Origin of the sequence: Parvularcula mediterranea (assembly GCF_013085255.1) — a bacterium.
In the GTDB taxonomy this organism is placed as follows: domain Bacteria; phylum Pseudomonadota; class Alphaproteobacteria; order Caulobacterales; family Parvularculaceae; genus Parvularcula; species Parvularcula mediterranea.
This window is the reverse complement of record NZ_JABFCX010000002.1, coordinates 1,032,187-1,044,120: the sequence shown is the minus strand read 5'-3', so window position 1 is coordinate 1,044,120 and position 11,934 is coordinate 1,032,187. Positions and strand designations below refer to the sequence as shown.

The following is an 11,934-nucleotide window of genomic DNA, read 5'->3' as shown; positions in this document are numbered from 1 at the left end:
GACACGATGTTGCCAAGGGTTGACCTCAGTCGAGAACTCAAGCCTTGAACTGGCTGTAGTCTATCGGCGTGCTGCGATCGAGCCGGCCAACCTCCGCCGTCATCGGGTACTTGAGACCTGTTGCGCAATTGAAGAGGAGCGCCCGGTCCGTCGGCTTGATCAGGCCTTCGTCCAGCGACCGTCTGTAGGCGGCGTAAGTCGCGGCGCCTTCAGGGCAAAGGAGGAAACCTTCCTCTCGCGCCACTTCGGCCCAGCTTGCGAAGATATCCTCTTCCTCGACAGCCATCGCGAAGCCCCCCGACTCCCTCACGGCACGGAGGATCAGGAAGTCCCCTACCGCCACGGGCACCCGGATACCCGCAGCAGCCGTCCAGGCGTCCTGCCAGACCGGCGCGTGCTCCTCGCCTTCCTCGAAAGCCTTGACGATGGGAGCGCAGCCCGTGGCTTGCACCGCCACCATCTTCGGACGTTCGGGGCCGATGAAGCCGATCTGTTCGAGCTCATCGAAAGCCTTCCACATGCCGATCAGGCCTGTGCCGCCGCCGGTGGGGTAGAAGATGACATCGGGCAGCGTCCAGCCGAGCTGCTCGGCCAGCTCCAGCCCCATCGTCTTCTTGCCCTCGATACGGTAGGGCTCTTTCAGTGTGCTGACGTCAAACCAGCCTACCGCCTCCTTGCCTTCCCCGACGATCTTGCCGCAATCATTGATAAGGCCGTTGACGAGACGAACGTCCGCGCCCTGAAAGGCGATCTCGTCGACATTCACCTTCGGCGTATCGTCCGGGCAGAACACGGTCGTCCTGATCCCCGCCGCCGAGGCGTAGGCGGCCAGCGCGGCTCCAGCGTTCCCGTTGGTCGGCATCGCCATATGCTCGATGCCGAACTCTTTCGCCATCGACACAGCGAGCGCGAGACCCCGCGCCTTGAACGAGCCCGTAGGAAGCCGTCCCTCGTCCTTGACGAGCAGATCGCCCGTCGCACCCACTTTCTTCTGCATACGGCGCAAGGGCAGGATCGGCGTCACCACCTCACCGAGGCTCACCCGGTTCTCGGCCTTCTCGACAGGAAGCAGCTCCCGGTAGCGCCAGAACCCTTCCGTCCTCTGAGCGAGCTGCTCCTTGGTGAGGTCCCGTTTCACCTGATCGAGGTCGTAGCGGACGAGGATCGGACGTCCGACCTTCGACAGGCCGTGGGGTTCACCGGCGACATAGCGCTCGCCGGTCATCGAGCATTCAAGATGGGTCACATGGGTCATGCCCGGACGGGTAGCGCGCCAAGGCACGACTGTCACGGGAGCTCAGCGGCGGAGCGCCAGCTCCCTCAGAAGCTCCGCGGTGTCCTGCGGCTTCACTACGAGGAGGCTCGTCTCGATCCTGTCGATCAGCCACTCCGCCGTGTTGCCGATAAAGAGCCCCGCGAGACCTTTCCGGTTCGCGGTCCCTAAGACCATGAGGCTTACGGAGTAGTCCTTGATAGCGTCCGGCAGCGCGCTGTGAAGTGGGCCCATCAGGAGCCGGGCATGGAAGCTGATCCCCTCGGACTTGTAGCGCTCGGTCGCTTCCTGAGCATAGCGGAACAGCCAGTCGCGACGGTTCTCCTCCCATGCGTCTACGGAGCGCCTGACCGCCTCGGGCGAAAGGCCAACCCGCGGGTGCTCGAAGATCTCCGCACCCCCGGAGGTCCAAACGTGGAAGAGCTGCACCTCCGATTTGCCAACGAGCTTCGCAGCTTTCACAGCCTCGTCGACAAGGTGGTCATTGAGATTGCTGATCGCATCCCCTTCGTCGACCGGCGCCTCGAGGGCTAGCCCGATATTGCCGTCAGTGATCCCCTTACGGAGGATAAGAACAGGCGCACTGCTCTTCCGGAGGAGCTTTTTTCCTGAAGAACCAAAAAGGCTCTCTGCACTCTCGGAGCCGATACCGGGCGTGACGATGAGGTCCGCGCCCTTCTCGGCCGCAACGTGCGCAGCATCTTCCGCCGGGTAGCCGATGCGGGGCGGAGAGGCAGGCTCCGCCATGGCGGAAAGGGTCTCGCCAAGTTGCTCAGCGTACCGCGCCTCCAGTCCGCGTGCCGCGTCGGAGACAATTGATGCAGCGCCCGCAGTGGGCATCCGCGAGACAACGCCGAGGCTGCTGACCGTCGCGCCGCGGCCCCTGGCTTGCGGGATGAGCGCCCGTGCGCCGTCAAGGTCAGCATCAGGTCCTGCAACGAGAAGAATGTTCTGGAAGGTCATGGCATATCCTTTCACTAGTGTTGGCCTGCGCTTCGGATGAGGAGGAGATCGCAAGGGGGATTGTCGGCGAAGGCGCTCGACACGCTGCCGAGGATCAGCTGCGCCACGGCGCTGCGTCCGCGCGTTCCGAGGACGAGAAGGTCAGGCGCAAGGCGCGCGATTTCACTGGCCAGGATCTTCTTCGCGTGCCCGGGGATCGTCCTGAAGGACAGCCTGCGGCGCGCATCCTCCGAGAACGCCGCAGCATCGGTGAGCATACGGAATTCCTTGAGAACCTCGTCGGGATCATCCTTGGCGCCGATGGCCGTGAGAACTTCGATGCTGGCTTCCGGCGCGAGATCCAGCGCTTGGCGGATCAGGCTCTCCGATACTTCCGAGAAATCGGCGGCGACGACCACCTTGTGATAGGGTTCCGGTGCCGCATTCTGCGCGACCAGGACAGGGCACGGCGTGTACTGAAGAAGCCGCTGGGTCATGCTGCCTGAAAGAGGCTTGTTCTTCGCCCCGATGTCGCGGGTTCCGATGACGACCAGGCCTGCACCCACATCGCCCAGATGATCGCAAAGCGTGACCGCCCTGCCATACTCATGATCCACATGGTGCCCGGGATAGGCGGCGACAGCCACCTCGAGACCCGACAGGCCAGGAGCCTCGCCCGTCCGTGTCTCAAGGTCAGAAAGCTCCGTAGACCGGCGCTCACGAAAAGCTGTGCCGTCAATGATCTGGACGAAGGCAAGATCGCGGCGAAGCTCCCGCGCCAGCTGGCACCCCCTCGCAACGGCGCGGCCACCCCGTTCATTTGCGGCCGCTGCTACTGCAATCGGCCCGCTCTCAGGGAACGACCGCGGCCGTACGACCTTACGCTCAACCTCCGACATCTCGCCTCCGCATCAGCTACGAAGGAAGAAGAGCGCCGATCCCCCACGAGAACTTTGACCCTGCGCAACGGTAGGGTTTTCCCTTACGCGGGGCGCAGCCTCACCCGATCTGGCGGCTGATGCGGTAGGGGTCGGCGTTGAAGACGCCGATGATCTTGCGGTCGGAGGTGAAGTATTCGAGCTCTTCGAGGGCGCGCTTCATGGCCGGGTCATCGGGATGGCCCTGGGCCTCGGCCTGGAAGCGGGTGGCTTCGAAGCTGTGGTCTTCCTGATAGCTTTCGAGCTTGGTCATGTTGACGCCGTTGGTCGCGAAACCGCCGAGCGCCTTGTAGAGTGCGGCCGGGATGTTGCGGACGCGGAAGACAAAGCTTGTCAGCATCGGCACAGCACCGGGGGCAGGCCAGCTCACCTCCGCCTCGGGAAGCAGGCGCAGGAAGCGGGTGACGTTGCGGTCGGCGTCCTGGCAGTCACTTTCGATGATTTCGAGGCCGTAGCGGTCGGCGGCGCCGCGGGGCGCGATAACCGCGACCTCGGGATCCTGGGAATCGCGAAGCTCCCGCGCCGCGCCAGCTGTATCCCGCGCAGCATCAGGGATGAGGCCCAGCCGCCTGATCGTCTTCCGGCACTGGCTCAGCGCCATCGGGTGGGACCTGACGATCCTCAGCTTCGAACGGTCCGCGCCAGGAAGGGTCATCAGCTGCATGTGAACAGGCAGGAAATGCTCCGCCACCGCCGCGAGATCACGGTCGGGCAGAAGGCGGTAGACATCATCCACCCTGCCCGCGAGCGAGTTCTCCACCGGGACCATCGCCGCCTGGACCTCGCCGGAGTTCACCGCTTGGAAGACCGTGTCGAAGGTCGGAAAAGGCACGGGTTCGTAACCTGCTGCAAAGGCTGCGCAGCATAATTCACTGAAGGCGCCGGGCTCTCCCTGGTACGCAATCTTCGCCAAGGCTGGTGTTCCTTTGTAAATGGACCAATCGGCGCGTTGCGATTGGAGGACTTGGGGGCTATGTGCGGCGCAAATGGGGGCGGGATCCGCCCTTTTGAGACACGATACAAGGTCCGGGCCGTACCATGAAAGACTCCCTGTTCAGTAACAAACTCGCAGCTGTCGTGCTGATCGTCCTGCTTCTCTTCATCGGCCTGCCAGTGGTCGTGAACACCATGGGCGTCGTGTTCGGTGGCCACCATGGCCACGAGTACGAAGAGGACAATCCGTTCGGCCTCGCTTACCAGCCCTACGCCGAACTCGCCGTTTCCGGCGGTGCACAGGTCGAAGAGGTGCAGGTCTCCCTGGGCTGCCTCCTTGCCGAAGCCGACGCCACCCGCGGCCAGCGCAGCGCAGGCGTCTGCGCAGCGTGCCACAGCTTTGACGCAGGCGGCGCGAACCTCACCGGTCCGAAGCTCTGGAACGTCCTTGGCCGCGAAGTCGCAAGCGTCGATGGCTATGGCGATTACTCCGGTGCGCTGAAGGCTCTCGGTGGCGATTGGACCTACGACAAGCTCGACCAGTACCTCTACAACAGCTCCGCCTATGTGCCGGGCACCAACATGAACCAGGCGATCCGCAAGGATAACAAGCGCGCTGACATTCTCCTCTATCTGGGCTCGCTTTCGGACAACCCGATCGAGGTCCCCGAATGCGTCCCGCCGGCTGCCGAAGAAGCGCCGATGGAAGAGGCTGCTGCAGAAGCCGCTGACGGCGTTGACTTCGAAGCGCCGGGCCCGGGCGAGACCGAGCTGCCTGACCAAGAGGTCAACACGATGGAAGACGACGGCTAAGCCGACCCGTCACCCTCGGCCGAAAACACAAAAGCCGCCCGTACCGGGGCGGCTTTTTCTTGGCCGGCTGGCAGCTTGGATCAGTAGTAGCCGAGGTCCGAGGAACGCTCGCTGGCATCCACCGCCGAAGCGAAGCGGTCGATGAACTCAGAGCCGTCCGGCGTCTTGCGAACCAGCACCACCCGGCGGTCTGCCTCATCGCGCTCGCGCTTCACGAGGCCGTGGATCGACAGCGCATCGAGCGCGCGGCTGATCGCCGGCTTCGGGACCTCGAGGTCTTCGGAGAGGCGACGCACGGTGTGCGGTCCCGGCGTGAGGTAGACCGTCAGAAGGAGAGCCCACTGGCGCATGGAAAGGTCCGGCTGGTCACCGCGGACCAGCTCCACCATCACATCGCGCCAAGGGGTAAGAAAATCCGTCTGACTCACGAACAGGGACTCCGGTATCTCCTGTTTCGTTATCGAAACAGGACTCTTGGAACAAGACTTGACAGGGCGGTCTAAACGGAACGCACCACCCGGGATTGATCAGCCGCGCAGAATCTCGTTGATGCCCGTCTTCGAGCGGGTGCGCTCATCAACGGTCTTCACGATCACGGCGCAGGCCAGCGAAGGCGCCTCGGGCGATGAGCCCGGCAGGGTGCCAGGGACCACCACAGCGTAGGGCGGAACTTCGCCGTAGGAGACATTGCCGGTCGCGCGGTCGACGATCTTGGTCGAGGCACCGAGGAAGACGCCCATCGAGATCACCGCGCCCTCGCGGACGATGACGCCCTCGGCGACTTCCGAGCGGGCACCGATGAAGACATTGTCTTCGATGATCACGGGCTCGGCCTGAAGCGGCTCGAGGACACCGCCGATCCCGACGCCGCCGGAGATATGGCAGTCCGCGCCCACTTGCGCGCAGGAACCGATGGTCGACCAGGTATCAACCATCGTCCGTTCACCGACATAGGCGCCGATATTGATGTAAGACGGCATGAGCACCGCGCCCTTGGCGACAAAGCTGCCGCGCCGGACGGCTGCTGGCGGGACGGCGCGGAAGCCTGCGTCGGCGAAGGCTGCATCGTCCCAGCCTTCGAATTTGGACGGGACTTTATCGAACCAGTTGCCGCCGCCGGGACCGCCGGGGATCGTGCCGTTGGGCGTCAGCCGGAAGGAGAGAAGCACCGCTTTCTTCAGCCACTGATGCACCGTCCACTGACCATCATCGCCCTTGGAGGCGACGCGGTAGCTGCCATCGTCGAGGCCCTTGAGGGCATGAGTAACGGCGGATTTGAGGTCGGCTTCATCGACGCTGGAAGCTGCGTCGAAGCCTGCATCGATGAGCTGGCGGGCTTGGTTCATGTCCATCGGGCGCTAATAGCGGGAACGATCCCGCTAGGCCAGAACCGAAACGCTCAATCTGCGGATTGCGGATTGGGAGGAGGCTCACCTCTCCCTCCGGGAGAGGTCGAAATCTCCGATTTCGCGTGAGGGCTTGAAGGGCGGCGCGCTGAAGGCCCTCACCGTCGATCGCCTTCAGCGCTCAACTCCCTCTCGCGAGGGGAGAGGGAGGCGGCACCTTGTCCGTCAGCCAGCAATGTCCCGGAGGAATGCCACCAGATCGCCCGTGGTGTGGTGGACATGCTCAGCATCGGCAGACGCACCAGGGCGTTTCTCGGCCGGCTCGTCAGCAATCCAGGGCGCATCCGTGGTCACGAGCACCGTGGTCATGCCGTCGGCGTGGGGCACTTCGAGGTTCACCGCCATGTCCTCGAACATCGCAGCTTTTGCCGGGTCGAGGCCGAAATGCTGGCGACTGAGGTCATAGTTCTGCCGGTAAGGCTTAGGGATCCAGCCGCCCATTTCGACATCGAACACATCGTCCATGACGCCGGTCAACCCAAGCGCGCCAAGCACATTCTCCGCATGCCGAACACTTCCGTTCGTGTGGACGAACTTGCGGCCCGGCAGTGCTTCGAGTGCCGCACGCAGGCCGTCCTCGACCGTGAGCTTGCTGAGGTCGATCTCGTGAACATGCTCCATGAAGCGGTGAGGATCCACGTCATGCTCGCGCATCAGCCCCGCGAGGGTCGTGCCGTGCTCGACATAGAGACCCTTCTGAATCTTCCGTGCACTGTCATAGTCAAGATCGAGCAGCGTCTCGATGAACCCCGTCATGCGCTGGTCGATCTCCGCGAAGAGATTACAGCTCGCGGGGTAGAGCGTGTTGTCGAGATCGAAGACCCAGTCCGTGACGCCTGCAAACGAGGCCTTTCCAGGGATCGTCACTGCTCGGACGGTTCTTCGTCGGCGATCACTTCGGCGGCAGGTTCTTCAGTCCTGACAAGGTCCTGATTGAACTGCTCAGCGCGGAAGACGAAGGTCCATGCCCGCTCCCCGCCCGTGTCGATACGGCGGAAGCTTGCCTCGTCGAAGCCTGATGCTTCGCAGGCGAGGTCAGAGCCTGCATCGAACTGGACCGCGGAGACGCAGAACGTCGTGTCGCCACCTGCGAGGACCAGCTCCTGGTCCTCTGCCTGCATGATTCCGTAGACGTAGTAAGGCTCAGCCGCGAGCTCGCCCCGGCGCACCTTGGCGCAGCTGTCAGGCTCCAAGAGCCACCAGCCCGAAGAGCGATAGCCTTCGCGATCATCGGTGGGCTGAGCAAACGCTGCCCAGACCGGAAGGAGAGTTTCGTTGCAGAAGAAGAAGCCGAGCTTGGCGTCTTCATTGTTCGCTTCGGTGATCAGCGCGTCGATCACCTGATCGTCGATGACACCGTCCTGACCGAGATTGCGCGAGCGGCGATACTGGCGGAGCGCCGACTTCGTGGTCGCGCCGAACTGGCCATCGATCGCGCCGATGTCGAAGCCGACGTCGGACAGGAGCCGCTGCACACCCGCGACCTGCGCCTGGTAGGTGGTGAAATTGTTCTCGTCGGTGAAATCGGTGGTGAAGTTGCCGCCATCCTCGGAGGTGACATCGACGCCGTTGAAGTCACGGGACCGCTTGGGGTCCTCCTTGCAGACCGACTGGTCCCGCAGGGTGAAGAGGCTGTCGTTCTGAACGCAGAGCGGGGTCTCGCCAGACCAGGTCTTGAGCTCGCCACGGTGGCCCGGGATAGCCTCGGCGTAGACATAGTAGCGTCCCGCCTCGATCCCTTCGGAGATCACCGTCTTGCATTCGCCGGGGCGCAGGCGCCACCAGCCGCGGGTCAGGAGGTTGTCCTCCTCGACAAACCCCAGGGCCGCCGACAGCGCGAAGCTTGTCTTGTTGCAAAGGCTGTACTCAGCCCGCGCGCTGGTCGTCCCGAGCGCTGCGAGCACAATGGCGAAGGCCGCCAGGCGGATGGTCAGTTTCAGCAAATCAGCCCCGTCGTGATGAACGATCCTCGACGGGATGTCTTCTCCGCTATTCCACGGCTTCGATCAAGCACGGTTAATAAGGCGGACGAAACTGTCATCTGGCGATTGGCCAGCCCGCCCTCCGGCGCTAGCTGGCGGTGATGGTTCAAAAACTCTCGGCAGACGCCCGCAAAGCCTTCTTCGACAACCACCCTGCCTGGTCACCGGCGGACGGCAAGGACGCCGCGGAGACCAAGCTCCAGTTCTCAGATTTCAACGAGGCATGGGGCTTTATGAGCCGGGTGGCGATCTATGCCGACAAGCATGACCACCATCCTGAATGGTTCAATGTCTACAACCGTGTGGAGATCACACTGACGACCCATGACGCTGACGGTCTGTCCGAGCGCGACGTCGCGATGGCGGGCTTTATCGACGCGCTACGTCCCTGAGCCGTTTGCCGCCGCAGGCGTCGGGAATGTCCTGGCTGTGAAGGAAAACCACGTCCGATGACCCCTGGTAACCAGGGTTCGGGGGAAGCTTTCCGAGGACAATCCCCGACGCCGCAGGGCATTCGCGGCGGTAGAGATCCTCTGCGTAAGGCGTCCGTGCAGAGGCGTCTTCCGGCCGCGGCCAATCTTCATCCGAGGAGGCGCTCTCGGATAGTTCGAAAGGAAGCGCCGGCACCGGCTTGCCCGTCAATGCGAGGGGGATAGGGAGCCCATCAGGGTCGGGCAAAGCCAGTGCCGGAGCGGAGCCATCGGCGAATGGGTCTCCGCGGAGGTCCGGGGCGAAGTCAAAGGGGACAGGTGCTTCGCTCAGGATAATGGCGGCAAGGGAGGCAAGGATCATGTTCACTCCTCAACTCCCCAACCGCTAACAGACGGAAGATCACCTTGGGGAGGGTGGCGGCAGACAGTGGGGACAGGTTTCTCTGCCGCAGCCGGTGAACTTCCGATGAGGCTGATATGAATTCAGGAGTAGATTTGGCAATCCCTATAGCCTGAAACTATCAGTGCCCATCGGCTCAGGCCTCGGGCGTTACGCCCCATGTACCGCCGCCAACCACGCTGCGGACAGATTCGGCGATCGCCTCATAGGCCTCGGTCAGCGACGATCCCCGCCGCCATGCAAGCCCCACGGATCTGGCGAGCTGGCTTCGTTTCGGCTTCAAAACCGCCACGTCGCCAGCACCCCGCACCTCCGAGTTCACATAAAGAGCAGGCAGGAAGGTCACGCCCAGCCCCATGCCCACCATCTGGCGCAGGGCATCAAGGCTCGTCCCCTCATAGTCCCGCCGCAACCGCGCGCCGTTTTCCTCGCACAGCCTCAGGACCTGGTCATGGAGGTGATAGCGGGGGCTTAGCGAGAGGACGTCGAGGCCCGACAGGTCGGACGGCTCGAACGTCTCGCGCCCTGCGAGGGGGTGATCAGTGGCCACGGCCAGAAAGAGACCTTCGCGGAAGAGCCTGATCGACTGGACGTCAGCGCTACCCAAGGGAAGCTGGGCCAGCACCACGTCGTGGAGGCCATCGGTCAGCTCCCGCTCCAAGTCCACGGGCGGGCCTTCGCGCACGAAGAGACGCAGGGACGGGTGGGTCTTGTGCAGCTGCCTGACCACCCCGGGCATGAGGTAAGGGCCAAGCGTTGCCTTGACGCCAAGGCGCAGAACCCCTGTCAGCGGGCCGCTTTCGGACATCTTCACGAGGCCATCGACCCGGTCGAGGATGTCGACAGCGTTCGCCACCAGCTCACGCCCGATCGGCGTCATGGCGAAGCTGCCATTGCCCCGCTCGGCGACCCTGACGCCGAGGGTCTGCTCGAGCAGTTTGATCTGGGCGGAGAAGCTGGGCTGGCTGATCCCCGCGAGGTCAGCGCCCTTCCTGAAGCCACCCCCACCCTTCAGCGCCACGAGGTAGCGCAGCTGCCTGAGTGTGATGTCCTGGGATCGTCCCTGCATCGGTGTGCCTCTCCAATGGCCCTGTGTCGGCCCTATAGGATAAGGCTATATCTTCAGCCGCCCACCCTGACGAGGCCTGCGCGCTCATTCCCTGCAGGCCGGAGATCCACATGGAAGCGGGTGCCCGTGCCTGCGCCTGTGTCGAAAGAGACCTCCCCGCCGAAGGACCGTGTCAGCTCCCGCACCACCGCAAGGCCGATGCCTGTGCTGGCCGTCTGGCCACGGCGACCGGGCTCGGCCTGCGCAAACCGTTGGAAGACCTGGGGGTGGAAGGCTGCCGGGATGCCTGGGCCTTCATCGGCGACCGTCAGCCGGACGTGCGCGCTCAGCCGTTCCGTCCTGACGCGGACAATCCCTCCCGGCGGCGAGAATTTGAGTGCGTTGGAGAGCAGGTTGAGAATGATCTGCTTCAGCCTGTCGGGATCGGCGACGACGTCGCCTTCGGCTGTGTCCTCGATCAGGACCGACACATTCCCCGCCCTCGGATAGCCTGCCGCAGCACCGACCGCGTCACGGACGACCGCGCCAAGGCTTGTCGGCTGCAGGTCGACGTGGAATGCACCTGCCTGCATCTGCTCCGCATCAAGAAGATCATTCACCAGCTTCAAGAGCGATCGCGCGCTCACAGCGGCATTTTCGAGAATGCCCCTGGCGCGGGCGTCCATGGGCCCCAAGGCACCGGACGTGACGAGATCAAGGGTTCCGAGGATGGAGGTCAGGGGTGTGCGGAGTTCATGGTTGACCGACGTCAGGAACTGGTTCCGCAGGGCCTCGGCCCGCGCCTGGGCGAAGCTCTCCTGAGCGCGCCGGTCAGCTTTCTTCAGCTCAAGGAAGGCCTGACGCTCACGGCCGGTGCGGCTGAGCTTGATAGCAAACAGCTTCCCGCTGCGGCTGGACCTCAGGCGGCGGACGTGAAGGTCGATACGCTCGCCCTGATGATCGCAGGTCTTGACGACATGCCACCGGTCCGTCCCCGAAGCCTCGGCCATCGCGCGGGACAGGGCCTCAGGGTCTGCCGTAGGAAGAGGGTCCCTTGCCTTCAGGCCGAACTGCCTCGCCGCTGCCTTGTTGGCCAAGAGGACCTTCATGGCGTCGTCAGTCACCACCTGGGCCGTCTGTCCGCCTACGAACAGGTCTGAGAGGACGCGCTCGTCAATCAGCGGCATAGTAGGAACGGCTTTCGTGGTTCCCTTCGGCGCTGGTTCCAAACGAGACCACGACCCGGCAGCGGCTATCGCCTCGTGCAATGGCTTCCGTGATCGTCACCTCTGCGAAGCTTTCATTCTCCGCTGCGATCCGTCCGAACACGTTCGATGTCATCATGCAGAGCGATGGCCGGTCATGGACATACCGGCCAAAGGGGCAGCGGTCATTGACGAGGACGATGGCGTCACCTTCGATCCGCTCGACGGAGAAGCCGCCCTTGATCCGGTCCTTGAGATCGACAAGCGCCTTTGCGATTTCACGCCGCGAGAGTGTCTCCTTGCCGAGCGCCGCTTTGTATTCGTCATTCATGACGTGGCCCAGCCGGTCGCCGACCATGGCAATGAAGCCCTCTGCGTCCTCAAGGCCAACGGTTCTCTCGAGGACACCTGAAAGCTCCCTTATCAGCTCACGGAGGAACTGATCACGGTCCCTCTCGATCGGAAGATCGGCAAAGCTGGTTTCATCACGGATGGCGGTGGCGCTCATGGGCACGCTCCTTCTCGAGGCTAAAAGGAGCCTAAACGGCACAATCTAAGGATGT

At 63.4% G+C, this 11,934-nt stretch carries 14 protein-coding genes; 2 read left to right on the top strand and 12 right to left on the bottom strand.

The genetic code is table 11. The features are described 5' to 3' along the window. Positions 1-37: 37 nt before the first annotated feature. The 4 genes from HK107_RS05625 to HK107_RS05610 form a co-directional block, all read right to left on the bottom strand. Positions 38-1,255: a threonine synthase gene (locus HK107_RS05625; RefSeq protein WP_173198800.1), complete on the bottom strand. Its 1,218-nt coding sequence runs from the start codon at positions 1,253-1,255 to the stop codon at positions 38-40. Positions 1,256-1,297: 42 nt separating this feature from the next. After that, positions 1,298-2,236, bottom strand: coding sequence for a universal stress protein (locus HK107_RS05620; protein ID WP_173197523.1), 939 nt, complete (start codon positions 2,234-2,236; stop codon positions 1,298-1,300). A gap of 14 nt (positions 2,237-2,250) precedes the next feature. Continuing rightward, complete coding sequence (locus tag HK107_RS05615; protein ID WP_173197522.1) at positions 2,251-3,114, bottom strand: universal stress protein; 864 nt, start codon at positions 3,112-3,114, stop codon at positions 2,251-2,253. A gap of 100 nt (positions 3,115-3,214) precedes the next feature. Beyond that, positions 3,215-4,066: a prephenate dehydratase gene (locus tag HK107_RS05610; RefSeq protein ID WP_173197521.1), complete on the bottom strand. Its 852-nt coding sequence runs from the start codon at positions 4,064-4,066 to the stop codon at positions 3,215-3,217. Positions 4,067-4,191: 125 nt separating this feature from the next. Between HK107_RS05610 and HK107_RS05605 the strand changes: the two genes are divergently transcribed. Beyond that, positions 4,192-4,899 (top strand): c-type cytochrome, encoded by a 708-nt coding sequence (locus tag HK107_RS05605; protein ID WP_173197520.1) that lies wholly within the window; start codon positions 4,192-4,194, stop codon positions 4,897-4,899. A gap of 80 nt (positions 4,900-4,979) precedes the next feature. On the opposite strand, the gene HK107_RS05600 is transcribed toward HK107_RS05605, so the two are convergent. The 4 genes from HK107_RS05600 to HK107_RS05585 all read right to left on the bottom strand — a co-directional run bounded on the left by HK107_RS05600 (position 4,980) and on the right by HK107_RS05585 (position 8,248). Then, entirely contained in the window at positions 4,980-5,327 is a 348-nt protein-coding gene (locus HK107_RS05600; RefSeq protein WP_332871492.1) for a MarR family winged helix-turn-helix transcriptional regulator, read from the bottom strand. A 99-nt stretch (positions 5,328-5,426) separates the two neighbouring features. Next, entirely contained in the window at positions 5,427-6,251 is an 825-nt protein-coding gene (gene dapD / locus HK107_RS05595) for a 2,3,4,5-tetrahydropyridine-2,6-dicarboxylate N-succinyltransferase (RefSeq protein WP_198912308.1), read from the bottom strand. 219 nt (positions 6,252-6,470) lie between these two features. Further along, a complete protein-coding gene (locus HK107_RS05590) occupies positions 6,471-7,172 on the bottom strand; it encodes a pyrimidine 5'-nucleotidase (protein ID WP_173197516.1) in 702 nt (233 codons plus the stop codon). Beyond that, entirely contained in the window at positions 7,169-8,248 is a 1,080-nt protein-coding gene (locus tag HK107_RS05585) for a DUF1036 domain-containing protein (protein ID WP_173197514.1), read from the bottom strand. The genes HK107_RS05590 and HK107_RS05585 overlap by 4 nt, the downstream gene beginning before the upstream one ends. 140 nt (positions 8,249-8,388) lie before the next feature. On the opposite strand from HK107_RS05585, the gene HK107_RS05580 reads away from it, so the two are divergent. Beyond that, the gene (locus tag HK107_RS05580) at positions 8,389-8,679 is read left to right on the top strand and encodes a 4a-hydroxytetrahydrobiopterin dehydratase (RefSeq protein WP_173197511.1); all 291 of its coding nucleotides are present in this window, start codon (positions 8,389-8,391) and stop codon (positions 8,677-8,679) included. Here HK107_RS05580 and HK107_RS05575 read toward each other — a convergent pair. The 4 genes from HK107_RS05575 to HK107_RS05560 form a co-directional block, all read right to left on the bottom strand. Beyond that, complete coding sequence (locus HK107_RS05575; protein WP_173197509.1) at positions 8,657-9,079, bottom strand: hypothetical protein; 423 nt, start codon at positions 9,077-9,079, stop codon at positions 8,657-8,659. The genes HK107_RS05580 and HK107_RS05575 overlap by 23 nt on opposite strands. Positions 9,080-9,254: 175 nt before the next feature. After that, complete coding sequence (locus HK107_RS05570) at positions 9,255-10,187, bottom strand: hydrogen peroxide-inducible genes activator (RefSeq protein ID WP_173197490.1); 933 nt, start codon at positions 10,185-10,187, stop codon at positions 9,255-9,257. Between the two features lie 53 nt (positions 10,188-10,240). Next, positions 10,241-11,353, bottom strand: a complete 1,113-nt coding sequence (locus HK107_RS05565; protein WP_173197488.1) for a sensor histidine kinase — start codon at positions 11,351-11,353, stop codon at positions 10,241-10,243. Continuing rightward, positions 11,340-11,879, bottom strand: a complete 540-nt coding sequence (locus HK107_RS05560; protein ID WP_173197486.1) for a methanogen output domain 1-containing protein — start codon at positions 11,877-11,879, stop codon at positions 11,340-11,342. Before HK107_RS05560 ends, HK107_RS05565 begins: the two co-directional genes overlap by 14 nt. Positions 11,880-11,934 lie beyond the last annotated feature (55 nt).